The 16,031-nt window shown below is 55.9% G+C and carries 16 protein-coding genes; 1 reads left to right on the top strand and 15 read right to left on the bottom strand.

Annotated elements, in window-relative coordinates:
• Window positions 1-40: 40 nt before the first annotated feature.
• The 3 genes from sdaAB to DI44_RS10555 all read right to left on the bottom strand — a co-directional run bounded on the left by sdaAB (window position 41) and on the right by DI44_RS10555 (window position 2,827).
• Window positions 41-703 carry an L-serine ammonia-lyase, iron-sulfur-dependent subunit beta gene (sdaAB, locus tag DI44_RS10545; RefSeq protein WP_011230684.1) on the bottom strand — a complete coding sequence of 221 codons (663 nt, stop codon included), beginning with the start codon at window positions 701-703 and terminating at the stop codon, window positions 41-43.
• A 73-nt stretch (window positions 704-776) separates the two neighbouring features.
• Window positions 777-2,447: a DAK2 domain-containing protein gene (locus DI44_RS10550; protein ID WP_014195419.1), complete on the bottom strand. Its 1,671-nt coding sequence runs from the start codon at window positions 2,445-2,447 to the stop codon at window positions 777-779.
• A 17-nt stretch (window positions 2,448-2,464) separates the two neighbouring features.
• Window positions 2,465-2,827: an Asp23/Gls24 family envelope stress response protein gene (locus tag DI44_RS10555; protein ID WP_011230682.1), complete on the bottom strand. Its 363-nt coding sequence runs from the start codon at window positions 2,825-2,827 to the stop codon at window positions 2,465-2,467.
• A 228-nt stretch (window positions 2,828-3,055) separates the two neighbouring features.
• Here DI44_RS10555 and rpmB point away from each other — a divergent pair, with 228 nt between their 5' ends.
• Window positions 3,056-3,241, top strand: coding sequence for a 50S ribosomal protein L28 (rpmB, locus tag DI44_RS10560; protein WP_011230681.1), 186 nt, complete (start codon window positions 3,056-3,058; stop codon window positions 3,239-3,241).
• A gap of 88 nt (window positions 3,242-3,329) precedes the next feature.
• Here rpmB and spoVM read toward each other — a convergent pair whose 3' ends face one another.
• The 12 genes from spoVM to coaBC all read right to left on the bottom strand — a co-directional run bounded on the left by spoVM (window position 3,330) and on the right by coaBC (window position 16,014).
• On the bottom strand, window positions 3,330-3,410 hold the full coding sequence (gene spoVM / locus DI44_RS0117040; RefSeq protein WP_011230680.1) for a stage V sporulation protein SpoVM: 81 nt from the start codon (window positions 3,408-3,410) through the stop codon (window positions 3,330-3,332).
• Window positions 3,411-3,491: 81 nt separating this feature from the next.
• Window positions 3,492-4,142 carry a thiamine diphosphokinase gene (locus DI44_RS10565; RefSeq protein ID WP_033025061.1) on the bottom strand — a complete coding sequence of 217 codons (651 nt, stop codon included), beginning with the start codon at window positions 4,140-4,142 and terminating at the stop codon, window positions 3,492-3,494.
• A 109-nt stretch (window positions 4,143-4,251) separates the two neighbouring features.
• Window positions 4,252-4,908 (bottom strand): ribulose-phosphate 3-epimerase, encoded by a 657-nt coding sequence (gene rpe / locus DI44_RS10570; protein ID WP_014195417.1) that lies wholly within the window; start codon window positions 4,906-4,908, stop codon window positions 4,252-4,254.
• Between the two features lie 2 nt (window positions 4,909-4,910).
• Window positions 4,911-5,792: a ribosome small subunit-dependent GTPase A gene (gene rsgA, locus DI44_RS10575; protein WP_014195416.1), complete on the bottom strand. Its 882-nt coding sequence runs from the start codon at window positions 5,790-5,792 to the stop codon at window positions 4,911-4,913.
• 4 nt (window positions 5,793-5,796) lie between these two features.
• On the bottom strand, window positions 5,797-7,767 hold the full coding sequence (gene pknB / locus DI44_RS10580; RefSeq protein WP_011230676.1) for a Stk1 family PASTA domain-containing Ser/Thr kinase: 1,971 nt from the start codon (window positions 7,765-7,767) through the stop codon (window positions 5,797-5,799).
• Window positions 7,768-7,772: 5 nt separating this feature from the next.
• Complete coding sequence (locus tag DI44_RS10585) at window positions 7,773-8,522, bottom strand: Stp1/IreP family PP2C-type Ser/Thr phosphatase (RefSeq protein ID WP_011230675.1); 750 nt, start codon at window positions 8,520-8,522, stop codon at window positions 7,773-7,775.
• Between the two features lie 5 nt (window positions 8,523-8,527).
• Window positions 8,528-9,625 carry a 23S rRNA (adenine(2503)-C(2))-methyltransferase RlmN gene (gene rlmN / locus DI44_RS10590; RefSeq protein WP_020278167.1) on the bottom strand — a complete coding sequence of 366 codons (1,098 nt, stop codon included), beginning with the start codon at window positions 9,623-9,625 and terminating at the stop codon, window positions 8,528-8,530.
• 4 nt (window positions 9,626-9,629) lie between these two features.
• Window positions 9,630-10,964 carry a 16S rRNA (cytosine(967)-C(5))-methyltransferase RsmB gene (gene rsmB / locus DI44_RS10595; RefSeq protein ID WP_011230673.1) on the bottom strand — a complete coding sequence of 445 codons (1,335 nt, stop codon included), beginning with the start codon at window positions 10,962-10,964 and terminating at the stop codon, window positions 9,630-9,632.
• Window positions 10,951-11,910, bottom strand: coding sequence for a methionyl-tRNA formyltransferase (gene fmt / locus DI44_RS10600; RefSeq protein WP_014195414.1), 960 nt, complete (start codon window positions 11,908-11,910; stop codon window positions 10,951-10,953). The genes rsmB and fmt overlap by 14 nt, the downstream gene beginning before the upstream one ends.
• A gap of 6 nt (window positions 11,911-11,916) precedes the next feature.
• Window positions 11,917-12,390, bottom strand: a complete 474-nt coding sequence (gene def / locus DI44_RS10605; RefSeq protein WP_033025060.1) for a peptide deformylase — start codon at window positions 12,388-12,390, stop codon at window positions 11,917-11,919.
• Window positions 12,391-12,406: 16 nt separating this feature from the next.
• The gene (priA, locus tag DI44_RS10610) at window positions 12,407-14,812 is read right to left on the bottom strand and encodes a primosomal protein N' (protein WP_011230670.1); all 2,406 of its coding nucleotides are present in this window, start codon (window positions 14,810-14,812) and stop codon (window positions 12,407-12,409) included.
• Window positions 14,809-16,014, bottom strand: coding sequence for a bifunctional phosphopantothenoylcysteine decarboxylase/phosphopantothenate--cysteine ligase CoaBC (gene coaBC / locus DI44_RS10615; RefSeq protein ID WP_033025059.1), 1,206 nt, complete (start codon window positions 16,012-16,014; stop codon window positions 14,809-14,811). Before coaBC ends, priA begins: the two co-directional genes overlap by 4 nt.
• Between the last annotated feature and the right edge of the window lie 17 nt (window positions 16,015-16,031).

Here is a 16,031-nt window from a genome sequence, read left to right as displayed (position 1 = left end):
TATCTTCTTTGATGCACATCAACATGAAACCGATTTCTTTTCAATCCGCAAGCTTCGCCACTTGAATGATGTTCGGCAGCTGCTCCAATTCTTGAATCAGATCATCGGTCAACGGCTGGTCAACTTCGATCGCCATGAGCGCCTCTTTCCCTTTCTCCTTGCGCGACACTTCCATATGGCCGATGTTGATTTTCTGTTTCGCCAACACCGAAGCCACCGCCCCAATCGTCCCATACCGGTCATTATGCATAATGAGCAGCGCCGGATGGTGGCCAGACAGCTTCAAGGCAAACCCATTCAATTCGACGATTTCGATTTTGCCGCCGCCGATCGAAATGCCGACGAGCTCAAGCTCGCCTTCATCATCGCCAATCCGCAGGCGCGCCGTATTCGGATGATGCGGAATCGCCTCCTCGGCGGAAAACGACACATCTACACCTTCCGCTCGGGCGATCTCAAGCGCATTCGGAAGACGTTCATCGAACGTGTCAAACCCAAGCAGCCCGGCGACAATGGCAACGTCGGTGCCATGCCCCCGATACGTTTCGGCAAATGAGCCGTAAAACGAAATGCGCGCCCACGTCGGCTTTCGGCCAAACAACTTGCGCGCAACCAAACCGATGCGCACCGCCCCGGCCGTATGTGAACTTGACGGCCCGACCATCACCGGGCCAATGATATCAAAGACGCTTTTGTATTTCATCTCCGCTATTCCTCCACAAAACAGAAAAATAAGAAAAATAGAAGGGAATGCTCCCTTCTATTATTCTAACATATTATTCGACGGAAATGATAAATGGATACAGCGGCTGCTTTCCGTTATGCACTTCCACTTCGACCCCGTCATGTTTTGTTTCCAAATAGGCAACGACTGTTTCCACATCGATCTCCGTTGCGTCTTCGCCGTACAAAATGGTCACGATTTCGCTTTCTTCATCAATGAGCGCATCAAGCAGCCGCTTCGTTACGGCGAGTTTGTCTTTGTCAGCGGCAATAATGCGGTCATCCCATAACCCCATGTAATCGCCCTTTTGAATCTCGATGCCGTCAATCGTCGTATCGCGCACGGAAAATGTCACTTGCCCCGTTTTCACTCGCGACAGCGCCGCCGTCATCGCCCGCTCATTTTGCTCGGCCGATTGCGCCGGATTGAACGCCAAGAGCGCCGCCAGACCTTGCGGAACCGTTTTCGACGGGATGACGATCACCCGCTGTTCGGAAAGCTCCGCCGCTTGTTTTGCCGCCATCACAATGTTTTTGTTGTTTGGCAGCACAAACACCGTTTCCGCGTTGGCGAGGCGGATGGCGTCAGCGATTTCTTCCGTGCTCGGGTTCATCGTTTGCCCACCTTCAATGATGGCGTGTGCACCGATGCTCCGAAACAGTTCAGCCACGCCAGCGCCCATGGCGACGGCGACGATGCCGTACGGCTTTGCTTCCTCTTTGGCAACGCCAGGAAGCGTTTTTGCCTCCTTGCCGACGATGTTGGCATGTTGTTCGCGCATGTTTTCAATTTTAATATTGATCAAGCTGCCGTAGCGTTGACCGTATGTCAGCACCTCACCCGGCGTTTCCGAATGGATGTGCACCTTAACAAGCTCTTCATCCGCGACAACGAGCAAGGAGTCGCCGAACTGGCTTAACTCGCGGCGGAACGTTTCTTCGGAAAACGGGTGCTCGGCCAGCTTTTCGGGCTCAAAACGGACCATAAATTCCGTACAGTAGCCAAACTCGATCTCATCGGCATGAATATGGCTTTGCGCGCTTTGATGGTGCACCATTTTCACTAGATCGTCCATCCGCGCCTCAGCGCGTGCGGCGCTCACGATTTCTCCTTTCAAAGCAGCAAGAAACCCTTCATAGATGTATACGAGCCCTTGACCGCCGCTGTCGACGACACCGACTTCCTTTAAGATCGGGAGCAATTCGGGTGTGCGCTGCAGCGCCGCTTTCGCCTCGGCGAGCGCCGCTTCCATCACGGCGATCACGTCGCGTTCTTTTTTTGCCACCTCCACCGCCTTGCGCGCCGCTTCTTTGGCAACGGTGAGGATCGTCCCCTCAACCGGCTTCATCACCGCCTTATAGGCTGTGTCCACCCCCGCCTGCAAAGCGGCGGCGAATTCGAAGCTGTTCACCGCTTGTTTGCCTTCGACTGCCTTGGCAAATCCGCGGAACAGCTGCGACAAAATGACGCCGGAATTGCCGCGCGCCCCCATCAACAGCCCTTTTGCCAGCGCCGCGGCGACGTTGCCGATATGGTCGGAGGCATTCGCCTTCACTTCTTTCGCCCCGGACGTCATCGACAAGTTCATGTTTGTTCCTGTATCGCCATCTGGAACCGGAAAGACGTTCAGCGCATCGACCGTCTTGGCGTTGTTCGCCAAATGTGCGGCCCCTTGCTGCACCATATCGGCAAATCGTCTTCCGTCAAGCGTCCTCATTGTCACCGGCTAACTCCTCCTTACTACGGGTTTGACACCCGAACCCCTTGAACGTAAATATTGATCGACTGAACCGCCAGCCCGAGCGTCTGATCGAGCGTGTACTTCACTTTCGACTGCACGTTATGAGCGACTTCGGAAATTTTCGTTCCGTAGCTGACGATGATGTACATATCGATATGTACCTCGCCGTTTTCTTCGCGGACAATAACCCCTTTGGAAAAATTCTCCCGGCGCAAAATTTCCGACAGCCCATCGCGAATTTGGTTTTTCGACGCCATTCCGACAATGCCGTAGCAATCGACGGCAGCTCCCCCCGCGATCATCGCAATGACTTCATTGGCGACTTCGATGCGCCCGTATTTCGTTTGCCATTCGATCGACATGCTCGTTCCCCCTTTGCGTATCTCGCACAGCTACCCCTATTGTACTATAACGCTTTCTGTTTTCAAAGCGCTTCCCGTCCGCCCACTAGTATTATTTAGCCGAAAACTGAAATATATGTCAAGGACAGTTTCTTGAAAGAAAACCGCACGTCTATTGCAATCCCTACAGTTGTATGGTAAATTATAATAGTGTTTTTAGAGGGATGTGAAAGCAAGGAGGGAAAAACGATGGCGAAGTGCTTCATTACCGGCAAGAAGAAATCGTTCGGCAACTCGCGTTCGCATGCCATGAACGCCAGCCGCCGCACATGGAAAGCCAACTTGCAGAAAGTGCGCATTTTAGTTGACGGCAAACCGAAACGCGTTTGGGTTTCGGCGCGCGCGCTGAAATCTGGAAAAGTGAAACGCGTCTAACGGCCTAACGAAAAGAAGCCGCCCAAAAGGTTGCAACCCTCCTTTTGTTCGGCGGCAACAAAAAAGCACCAAAAATGGTGCTTTTTTCTTATCCTTTTTTAAATGCGTTCAACACCGCCCGCACGATTCCGCCTAAAAATCTCGGCAGCTTGATCGTATAAAACTTCATCCCGATTCCCTCCTCACACCGATCATAACGAGCTTCCCGCCATTTCCTTATCCATTATATTCCGTCATAAGCCAAGCGCGACTACGGGCAGCCGGCAAAATCGCTGCTCCTTATCATCATTAATATGCCTTCTGAAAACGAAAAAGTACCGGAAGATTGGATAAGTTCGTTACTAATACATAATGTCGAACCGCGGGAAATATGACAGTTTGTTAGCGGATATTTAAATCCGATAAGCGTAAGCTCCGCCACTGTTTCGGAAATCGGGATGTATGACACATAGCGGTATCGATCGTCGCGCGCAACCGTATGCACGCCGGGCAGATGGACGGTGAGCACGTTTTGCCGGTCGATGAGTTCAATGGGCCGCCCGGCGTACTTTAACAGCAGCTCAACGTTGCCAAACAAATGGTCAAGCCGCCCGCCGGTCGCCCCAAACAGACGGATGGCCCCATCTGTCTGCCTAACCGCCCAGTCAAGAGCGATCTCCATATCCGTTTTATCTTTTTCCGCCGGCCAAATGTCAAGCTCCGGCAGCATCTCCCTTAGCCGCTTGACCTCCTCTGCCGGCAGCGAATCAAAATCGCCAAACGCCCGCACCGGACGGAGTCCGAAATCCAGCAGCGCTTTCGTACCGCGGTCGACGCCGACCCACTGCACATCGTTCCCATCATACGAGCGCAAATCGGGAAGAAGGTGGCGCGGACCGCCGCCGACAATATGGATCAACACATGCGTTTCCCCCTTTCAGCAAGGGCCGAGGCGGCCATCTTCCGTCCTTTTCTTTGCTCTCATCACCCTGCGGCTCGATAAGATGGCAAAAGCGGCGCTGCCTTTTTGGCTAGTTGGCGCACACTTCGCGAAGCGTGCGAATGGCGGCGGCTCGATCCCGTTCATTGTAGATGGCCGAGCCGGCGACAAGCACGTTCGCCCCGGCTTCCACGCAAAGCGGCGCCGTTTCCGCATTGATGCCGCCGTCGACCTCAATATCGACCTCTTTATTTTGTTCGCTGGCCATCCGGGCGACCTCACGGATTTTTGGCACGACCGCCGGAATGAACGCCTGTCCGCCAAACCCTGGATTGACCGTCATCAACAAGACGAGATCGACATCACCGATCACATGGCGGATCATCTCGACCGGTGTATGCGGATTGAGCACCACCCCGGCTTTGACGCCTTGTTCTTTGATAAAATGAATCGTCCGATGCAAATGCACGCACGCCTCAACATGGACGGAAATCACATCCGCGCCCGCTTTCGCAAACGCCGGAATGTATCGGTCCGGGTCGGCGATCATCAAATGGACGTCAAGCGGCAGCTTCGTCACCGGTCGAATGGCGGCCACGACCGGCGGCCCGAACGTTAAATTCGGCACGAAATGCCCGTCCATGATATCGACGTGAATCCAATCCGCCCCGCCTTCCTCGACCGAACGAATCTCCTCAGCCAGGCGGGCGAAATCGGCTGATAAAATCGATGGCGCAATTCGAATCATGTTCAATACCTCGGCTTTCGTTCTTTCATTTCGGCAACAAAACTAACGTAGTGGTCATAGCGGTACGACGGAATCTCCCCGGCCTCGACCGCCTCACGCACAGCGCATTTCGGCTCGGCGATATGAAGGCAGCCGCGGAACTTGCACCCTTCCCCGTACGTTCGGAATTCAGGAAAATAATGCGGCAATTCGTCAAGCTCGATCTGGTCGAACTCAAGTGCACTAAACCCTGGGGTGTCGGCGACAAGCCCACCGGCGACCTCAAGCAGTTCGACATGGCGGGTCGTATGCTTGCCGCGCCCTAAATGGGTGGAAATGTCGCCCGTTTTCAACCGCAAATCCGGACGGAGCGCGTTTAATAGGGACGATTTGCCGACGCCGGACTGCCCGGCGACGACTGAGACGCGGCCGCGAAGGCGCAACGCCAGTTCATCGAGGCCGCCCTTGGTCACTGCTGACGTTTCAATCACGTCGTAGCCGATGCGCCGGTAATCATGCACGTAGCGGGCAATCTCTTCTTTTGATTCGCCATCCAACAAATCGATTTTGCTGATGACAATGATCGGCGTGATGCGTTTCGATTCAACCAAGACAAGAAAGCGGTCGAGCAGCTTGGCGCTGAAGTCCGGGCTTACAGCCGAAAAGACTAAAATCGCCTGTTCGACGTTGGCAATCGGCGGCCGCACAAGCTCATTTTGCCGCTCGCCAATCTCCAAAATATAGCCTTCCGTTTCGCTCGTCGCCTGAAAAACGACGCGGTCGCCGACGAGCGGCGTCACTTTTTTCTTGCGGAACACACCGCGCCCGCGGCATTGGAACACGCGGCCTTCGGACAGGACGTAATAAAATCCGCTTAACGCCTTAATGATTTGCCCTTCCGCCATAGCCTCACCCCTTTTTTCCGTTATTTTCTGGGTACGGGATCGATCCTTCCTCTTTGACGACATTGTTGACAATGACGCGGTAATAAGCGGTCTCCCCATATGGAATTTCAAACTCGACCATCTCGGTCGCTGGCGCCGTCAGCCGGTATGTTTTGTATGGCGTTGACATATTGTGGGTGGCATCTTGGATGTAAAGCTGGGCTTCAACCATTTGCCCCGGCATCGCCGGTTCATATGGGATCATAATCTCTTTCACTACCGTTTTGGACGGCTTCGGCTCCGGCCCGCGGGAAATGACGACTGTGATGGTTTCCCCTTTTTTTACCCGCTCGTTCGCCGCTGGAGTTTGCGAAATGACAAGCCCTTCTGGCACCTCGTCCGAATACTCGTACTTCACGTCAATGCGCAGCCCTTGATCCGCGCCGTAGTCGCGCACGCTTTTTTCCGTATAGCCAGTCAAATCTTTAACGGTGACCTTCTCCGGCCCGAGGCTGACGGTGAACATCACTTCCGTTTCATCAGGCACGACTTCATCACCGGCGTACGGGTATTGATCCAAAATCGTCCCTTCCGGCTTGTCGCTGTAGCGGCCGCTGCGTGTGATGCGGGTAAATCCTTCGGCGCGCAGCTCCTCCTCCGCCGCAGCAATATCATCGCCAATGAAGCTTGGAAATTCGATTTTCTTTTTTCCAATGCTTTTATAAATAATGACGCCGGCACCTTTCTTCACCGTCATGCCGGCTTCTGGATCGGTGCGCACGACTTTTCCTTCTTCGATTTGATCATCTTCTACATCGATCGTATCTTTGATTTCCAAACCGAGCGACGACAGCTGTTCAACAGCGTCATCATAGTTTTTGTTGACCACGTTCGGCATCGTCACTTCTTTTGGAAAAATGAGGTCCGGAATCCATGTGACCGCGCTGATGCCGGCAGCTCCAATGAACAGCAAGGCAGCCACAAGCCAGGCAATCCATACCCGTTTCCGCTTCGGTTTCGGTTCGCCCGTCGTATGAACCGGTTCGCTCGTTTTTTCCTCGTACACAAGCGTCTCTTGCTCCAACGCCGCGCTTTCCGCATGTTTGATCATCGGAATGGCTTTCGTCGCTTCCTCATCGTCATCGGGTATGGTAAATTTCGGCTCATTGCGCCGCCTTGGATCCAGCGCTGTCCGAATGTCCTCGTTCATTTCGCGCGCGGATTGGTAGCGGTAAAACGGGTCTTTCGCCGTCGCTTTTAAAATAATGTTTTCCACACTTTGCGGGATGTCCGGATTCCACGCCTTCGGCGACGGCGTTTCCGCCTGCAAGTGCTTCAACACGATCGAAACGGCTGATTCGCCGGAAAACGGCAGCCGACCGGTGACGAGTTCAAACATGACAATGCCGAGTGAATAAATGTCTGATTTTTCAGTAGCGATGCCCCCGCGCGCCTGCTCCGGCGACAAATAATGAACCGAACCGAGCACCGAGTTGGTCTGCGTGATCGTCGTGCCGCTCATCGCCACAGCGATGCCGAAGTCGGTCACTTTCACATTGCCGTGCTCATCAAGCAAAATGTTTTGCGGTTTAATGTCGCGATGGATGATGCCGTTCTCATGGGCATGGGCGATCGCTGATGTCAGCTGGTCCATGATGCCAAGCGCCCGTTCGACCGGAAGCGGAGCGTGCTGCTGGATGTATTGCTTCAGCGTCGCGCCGCGCACATATTCCATGACGATGTAATAGACGCCTTCCTCTTCGCCGACGTCATAAATGGAGACGATATGTTCATGGTTTAAGCTCGTCGCCGCTTGCGCCTCGCGGCGGAACCGTTTGATGAACTGATCATCATTGGCAAAATCAAGGCGGAGCACTTTGACAGCAACATCGCGTTCCAAAATCATATCGCGGGCCAAATACACGTTGGCCATGCCGCCGCCGCCGATGAGGCTGATGATTTTATAGCGGTCATTCAATCGCTTTCCAATGAGCACGCCGATCACCCACCTTCACGTTCCGCTGAAACATCGATGACCGCCAGCGAAATGTTGTCTTCTCCGCCCCGCCCGTTGGCGAGCTGGATAAGCGCCTCCGCCTTCTCTTCCAGCGTGCCGGCACCCGTCAAAATATGTATCATGTCCGCTTCCGGCACTTTATTGGACAACCCGTCCGAACATAACAACAACATGTCGCCCTCGTCGAGCGCCACTGTTTTCACGTCGATTTTCACCGCCGGTTCCGTGCCAAGCGCCCGCAACAGCACGTTTTTGCGCGGATGATGCTCAGCCGCTTCTTTCGAAAGTTGCCCGCTTTTGACGAGCTCATTGACCAACGAATGGTCGTCGGTCAGCTGCTGAATTCCGCTTTTGTTGAGCACGTAGCAGCGGCTGTCGCCGATATGGGCAACCGTCGCAAACGAATTAGCGCAAACGGCGGCGACGACCGTCGTCCCCATTCCTTGACATTCCGGGTGGGAACAGGCATGGCGAAACAGTTGTTCGTTCGCCGCCGCAATTTGCGTCTTGAGCCATTGCTCCGCCTCAGCCGGCGAAGCAAGGCTACTCTCTTTCTCCCATCGCTCCTGCAAATACGCCACCGCCATGGAACTGGCCACATCACCGGCGCGATGGCCGCCCATCCCGTCAGCGACGACCGCTAAATATTGGCCGCTTTGATTGACAAATACGCCGCCGCTGTCTTCGTTATGTTCGCGAATTTGGCCGATGTCAGTTCGGAAAACGGCTCGCATCCGATTCACCTCGTCTCCTCTTTTCGCTCCTTCGCGCGAAGCTGTCCGCAGGCGGCATCGATGTCGTGTCCATGTTCGCGGCGAATGGTGACATTGATTCCATGTTTTTTCAACGCCCGTTCAAAGGCGAAAATTTGGCTGCGCGGCGTGCGCACATAGTTGCGCTCCGGCACGTAGTTAACCGGAATCAAATTCACATGGCATTTCAGCCCTTTAATCAGCTCGGCCAACTGCTCGGCGTGCTCAAGCTGGTCGTTCACCCCGCCGAACAATCCGTATTCAAACGTCACGCGCCGGCCGGTTTTTTCAATGTAATACCGAACCGCCTCCATCAACTTGGGCAGCGGGTACGCTTTATTGATCGGCATGAGTTTCGTCCGCAGCTCATTCGTCGGTGCATGCAACGAAATGGCGAAGTTGACTTGCATTCCTTCATCGGCAAATTGGTAAATTTTTGGGATGATGCCGCTGGTGGAAACGGTGATATGGCGGGCGCCAATGTTCAACCCTTTTGGGTGATTGACGATGCGCAAAAACTTGATGAGCGCATCGTAGTTGTCGAACGGCTCGCCGATGCCCATGACGACGATGCTGCTGACGCGTTCATTCGTGTCATCGAGCGCCTTTTGCACTTGCACGACTTGGGCGACGATCTCGCCCGCCTCTAAATGACGCTTCAGTCCGCCGAGCGTCGAAGCGCAAAACGTGCAGCCGATGCGGCAGCCGACTTGCGTCGTGACGCACACCGAATTGCCGTAGTTATGACGCATGAGCACCGTCTCGATCGAATAGCCGTCATGGAGCTCAAACAAAAATTTGATCGTTCCGTCTTTAGACGTTTGTTTGACCACGGTTTTCAACGTCGTGATCGAAAACGATGACGCTAGCTGTTCGCGCAGCCGCTTCGGCAAATTCGTCATGTCGGCAAAATCGGTGACACGGTTTTGATACAGCCACTCGTAAATTTGCGTGGCCCGAAACGGCTTTTCGCCTTGAGCGACAAGCCATTCCTTCAATTCGTCTAGCGTGAGCGAATAAATCGATGGCAACGGAGGCTGCGTTTCGCCGACAGAGCGGCGGGCAGCCGGACGAACCATTTCCATGCTTTTACACCTTCTTTCGCAGTCGGGCGATAAAAAACCCGTCAGAGTCAAAATGATGCGGCAAAAGCTGCAACATGCCGCCTTTCACATGCGGCCGCACCGGTTCCGGCATCCGTTCGGCAAGGCTGGCGTCGAGGAAAAAGTCCGGATGATCCGCTAAAAAGCGGGCGATGGCTTCTTCATTTTCCTCGCGCTCCACCGTGCATGTGCTGTAGACAAGCGTACCGCCTTTTTTCAAAAGCGGGGCGGCCGCCCGCAAAATGGCTTGCTGAATCTCGACAAGCGCGGCGATGGCGTCTTTCCCTTTCGTATATTTGATCTCCGGTTTGCGGCGAATGACGCCGAATCCAGTGCACGGCGCATCGACCAAAACGCGGTCAAACGATTCCGGGGCAAACCGCTCGCCGAGCCGGCGGCTGTCAAGGGCGAGCGTCGCAACGTTGTCAAGCCCGAGCCGCTTGGCCTGCTGTTCGATCATCATTACCTTACGTTCGTGGATATCAACAGCAACGACCTCGCCGCGCCCGTCCATCCGCTCGGCGATATGGGTCGTTTTCCCGCCCGGCGCCGCGCAGCAGTCAAGCACCCGCTCGCCGGGGGCTGGGTCGAGCGCTCGAGCGACAAGCATTGAGCTTTCATCTTGAATCGTCAGCCAACCGGCGCGAAACGTCTCCGTATGAGCCAAATTCCCTTTTTCCGCCCGGATGGCCTCCGGAGCGACATGGCCAGGGATTGCCTGCATCCCTTCAGCGCGCAGCCGCTCAAGCGCTTCTTCGACAGTCGCACGCAGCCGGTTGACGCGGGCCGTTGATTGCGGCGGGCGCAAATTCGTCTCGCACATGCGCGCCGCTTCTTCATAACCATATTGCTGGATCCAGCGCCGAACGAGCCACTCGGGATGGCTGGTGGCAAGGGCGAGCCGCTTGCCCGCGTCATCAACCGCCTCGATCGACGGCAGCCCCTCGCGGCCGATGGCCCGCAATACGCCGTTGACAAGTGAAGCAATGCCGCGATGGCCGCGCCGTTTGGCGATTTCAACCGCTTCAAAGACGGCGGCGCGGTCGGGAACACGATCCAAATACACCATTTGATACAGCGTCAACCGAAGAAGCACGCGCACCCACGGCTCAAGCCGGCGCGCCTTGCGCAAAAACGGCGCCAAATAATAATCGAGCGTGTCGCGCCGTTGCACCGTGCCGTAGACAATCTCGGTCAACAGCGCCGCATCGCGCCCGTCAAGGCGTCCTTTTTGAATGGCTTCGTTTAATTGCAAATGACTGTACGCTCCTTTTTGTTCAATGGCTAACAGCGTATCTAAAGCAAGTTCACGTACGTTCATGATCCTCTCCTAGCTTCATGCCGACCGCCAGCCGGCTGCCGGCGCCGCGCAAAAATTCGCCCGCCGCCATCCGTTTTTTTCCGGCCGGCTGCAATTCGGTGATGCGAATGGCTGTCTCATTGCCGGTGGCCACGACAATGCCGTTTTCCTCGAGCGCCAAAATCGTGCCCGGCGGCGCCGAACGGGGCGCCGGCACTTTTTCACCCCACCAAACCTTCCAAATGTGCCCATCCTGCGTTGTATACGTGACCGGCCACGGATGGAAGGCGCGAATATGGTTGTAAATGGCTTCGCCGGGCTGCGTCCAATCGATCCGCTCCTGCTCGCGGCGAATGTTCGGCGCATACGTCGCTTTCTCCTCATCTTGCGGAACGGGCGCAATGTTTCCTTCCAATAAAAGTGGAAGCGTTTCTGATAGTAGTTTAGCCCCGGCGGCGCTCAATTTATCATGGAGCGTGCCGACCGTATCCGTTTCGGCAATCGGCACTTCGACTTGCGCTAACATGTCGCCGGCGTCCAACCGCTCCACCATATACATGATCGTGACGCCCGTTTTCGTTTTCCCTTGCCAAATGGCGTAATGGATCGGCGCCCCGCCGCGCAGCTCGGGCAGAAGCGAGGCATGGACGTTGATGCAGCCGTATTTTGGTGCATCAAGCAGCGCTTTCGGCAAAATTTGCCCGAACGCAGCCGTGACAATCAAATCGGGCGCAAACGCCAGCACTTGTTCGTATTGCTCCGGCTCGCGAATTTTTGTCGGCTGCAGCACCGGGATGCCGCGGCGCTCCGCTTCCACTTTCACCGGGGGCGGAACGGGCTCGCGCTTCCGCCCTTTTGGCTTATCCGGCTGGGTGACGACCGCTGCAACATGATAACCGTCATCAAGCAGCTGGCGCAAAATCGGCACGGCAAAGTCAGGTGTTCCCATAAACACAATGTTCGTCATTGGCATCTATCCTTCCAATTCTTCAAGATCGCAATATCGAATCACTTTCGACGTAAACAGCACGCCGTGCAAATGGTCGATTTCATGCTGCAGGGCGCGCGCCAAAAAACCGGTCGCGGAAAGCGTAAACGGGCGGCCGCGCCGGTTTTGCGCCCGCACGTTCACAAATTTCGCGCGCGGCACTTCGCCAAACAAACCAGGAAAGCTCAAACAGCCTTCAACATCCACTTGTTCGCCGCGCGCCTCGATCACGACCGGGTTGATGAGCTCAATGCGTCCGTGCTCATCTCCGACATCAACGACCGCAACCTGTTCCGCGACGCCGATTTGCGGGGCAGCTAGGCCCACCCCGTCAGCGGCAAGCATCGTTTCATACATATCGTCAAGCAGCCGCCCGAGCCGACGGTCAAATATCGTCACCGGCGCGCACGGCTGTTCCAAAATTGGATTTGGATGCATCACAATCGACAAAACGGCCAATGTCATTCCTCCATCTTCACATCATCATATACGGATTCGTGTCGACCGTAATCGTCACTCCGCCATGGGCGGCATCGGCTTGGTAGCGGTCGATGACCGCCTTGAGCGCCGCGGTCAAATTCGGCTCCCGTTTGTATTTTATCATGCATTGGTAGCGATATCTATCGTGAAGACGGGCGATTGGCGAGGCAACCGGGCCGAGAACGACCGCTTCGTGCGACAGATGCTTGCGCAAATAGGCGGCGATCTTTTCCGCCGCTTTGGCCGCAGCCGGCGCCTCTTCGTGGGCGGCGGTAATGAGCGTCAAATAATAGTACGGCGGATAGCCGTGCGCTTTGCGCAGCGCCATCTCCCGCTGGTAAAAGGCGCGGTAGTCGTGGCGGGCGGCCAGTTCAATGCTGTAGTGGTCAGGCGTATACGTCTGAATGATGACTTCGCCGGGCAGCTCGTGCCGCCCGGCGCGCCCGCTCACTTGCGTCAACAGCTGGAACGTTTTTTCCGCGGCGCGGAAATCGGGCAAATGAAGCATCGTGTCGGCCGCCAGCACACCAACAAGCGTGACGTTCGGAAAATCAAGTCCTTTGGCGATCATTTGCGTGCCGAGCAAAATATCGGCTTCCTTGGCGGCAAAACGGGAAAGCAGCTCTTCATGCGCCCCTTTGCGGCCGGTCGTGTCGACATCCATGCGGATGACGCGCGCTTTCGGCAGCAACCTCGTCAGTTCTTCTTCCACTTTTTGCGTGCCGGTCCCGAAAAAGCGGATGTGTTCGCTTCCGCACGATGGACAGCGAGGGACAAGCGGCTCTTCATGCCCGCAATAATGGCATTTCATCCGCTCGCCGGCGCGATGGTACGTCAACGAAATGTCGCAGTGCGGACAGCGGATGACATAGCCGCAGCTGCGGCACATGACAAACGTCGAATAACCGCGTCGATTCAACAGCAACACTGCCTGCTCGCCGCGCTCAAGCCGGCGGCGCAATTCGTCAAGCAACCGGCGTGAAAACATCGAACGGTTGCCGCTTCGCAGCTCCTCGCGCATATCGACGACATGAACGTCCGGCAGGCCGCGGTCGCTGATGCGCTCCGGCAGCTCGAGCAGCTCGTACACCCCTTTGGCGGCGCGGGCGAACGTCTCAAGCGAGGGGGTGGCGCTGCCAAGCACGACCGGGCAGCTGTGGCGGCGAGCGCGGTAAATGGCGACATCGCGCGCATGATAGCGCGGCATTTCTTCTTGCTTGTAGCTCGTCTCATGCTCCTCATCGATGATGATCATCCCTAAGTTTTCAAATGGGGCAAACACAGCCGAACGCGCACCGACGACAAGCTGCACTTCTTTCCGGTGAATTTTCCGCCATTCGTCATATTTTTCGCCGACCGACAGCCCGCTGTGAAGCACCGCTACTTTCGAGCCGAACCGGCTTTTGAAGCGCTCGACCATTTGCGGCGTCAGCGAAATTTCCGGCACGAGAACGATCGCTTCCTTTCCTTGGCGCAACGCTTCATCAATCGCCTGCATATACACTTCCGTCTTCCCGCTGCCGGTGACGCCATACAGCAAAAACGTGCGATGCTCCCCAGCGCGCACCGAAGCGGCGATCTTCGCCAACGCCGCCTCTTGCGCCTGGGTGAGCGCCGGCGGCTCGCTCGGCTGAAACGTGCGATGCTCGTACGGGTCGCGGTACACCTCGACATCGTTCAGCACCACAAATCCTTTGTCGACGAGCGCTTTCAGCGGCGCTGAGGAGACGCCAAGCACCGCTTGCAGTTCGGCAACCGACGCCGCCTTCCCTTTTTCAAGCAAAAATGAAAGCACCTCTTTTTGTCTTGCCGGCAGCGACCCGAGCTCCTGTTTCGCCTGTTCCGATGGAATGGCAAGAGCGGCGTGCTTCACCGTTTTCTTGCCCGCTTTTTCTTTCACCTTGTAGACCGCCTCGAGCACGCCCTGCTGCACCGCTTTTTGCGCCGCCCGCCATAAACCGGCCGCCTCAACCTCTTTCCAAGCGGCTTCCGTCCGCCCGGCAAACAGCGGCTTTACCTCATCCGGCAACCTCTCTCTCTTCTCTTCATCTGTCAAACGGAGCGTTTTTTCATATTTCGCCCGCATCGCTGCCGGCAGCATCGCCTGGTACGCCGAAATGGCAAAACAAAGCGTCGTTTCCGTTAAATAGCGGCCAAGATCAAGCAGCTCTTCGTTTAACACCGGCACGACATCAAGCACATGCTCAATCGGTTTCAGTTGTTTGATGTCGGAATGGTCTTTCACATCAACGACAAACCCTTGCAAACGCCGCGCCCCAAACGGCACCGTCACCCGCATGCCCGGCTGGATGATGCCTTGCCAGCGTTCCGGAATCAAATAATCAAACGGGCGGTCCGTCTGCCGGGACGGGACATCGACAATCACGGATGCTACTTTCATCGAATCGCCTCGATATACGCGTGAATTTCTTTTAAAATTTCCTCGGCCGCCTCGCGTTTCGTCATGAGCGGCAGCGGCCGAACGACGCCGTCGCGGCGGAAGATGGTGACGATGTTCGTATCGCCGGCAAACCCTGCCCCTTCTTCGGTGACATTGTTGGCGACGACCATATCAAGCCGCTTTTCTTCAAGCTTTTTTAACGCATACTGTTCAAGGTTGTCCGTCTCAGCGGCAAATCCAACTAAAATCTGTCCCGTTTTCCGCTCACCAAGCGCTTTCAAGATGTCCACCGTCCGCTCCATCTCCACCACATAATCACCCGGTTGCTTTTTGATTTTGGACGCCGCCACATATTTCGGCCGATAATCGGCGACCGCCGCCGCCTTGATCACGATGTCCGTTTCCGCAAAGCGAGACAAAACCGCTTCATACATTTCTTCCGCCGATTCAACCGCCACCGTCTCGACGCCATCGGGCGATGGGAGCGCCGTCGGTCCGGAGACGAGCGTCACCGAAGCGCCGAAGCGGGCCGCCGCTTCGGCGATGGCGTAGCCCATTTTTCCGCTCGAATAGTTAGAGAAATAGCGGACTGGGTCGAGCTTCTCCCGCGTCGGCCCGGCGGTGACAAGAATGCGCTTCCCGCGAAACAGCGGCGGATCGCCGGCAAAAAACCGCTCGATATGGGCAATGATGTTCTCCGGTTCCTCGAGACGCCCTTTGCCGATGTAGCCGCACGCCAAGTAGCCTTCCGACGGTTCGATGAACCGGTAGCCGAACTTACAGAGCCGCTCAATGTTCGCCTGGACGGCCGGATGCTCGTACATATGGACGTTCATCGCCGGAGCAATCCAGACGGGCGCTTTCGTCGCCAAAATCGTCGTCGTCACCATATTGTCGGCGATGCCGGCGGCCAGCTTCGCTATCGTATTGGCCGTCGCCGGTGCGACCAAAACGAGATCAGCCCAGTCCGCCAAATCGATATGGGCGATGACGGCCGGGTTGTTTTCGGCAAACGTATCGACATACACTTCCTGGCGCGACAAAGCTTGAAACGTGAGCGGTGTAATGAACTGGCACGCCCCTTCTGTCATGATCACTTTTACTTCAGCGCCGCGCTGGGTCAACTGGCTGGTGAGCGCCGCCGCCTTGTACGCCGCCACCCCCCCGGTCACACAAAGCAAAATATGTTTTCCCTTGATCATGTTGGCCACCCCCCGAC

The organism is Geobacillus sp. CAMR5420, assembly GCF_000691465.1.
GTDB lineage: Bacteria > Bacillota > Bacilli > Bacillales > Anoxybacillaceae > Geobacillus > Geobacillus thermoleovorans.
Note: the sequence above shows the minus strand (reverse complement) of the source record. Positions and strands in the feature narration are given on the sequence as shown.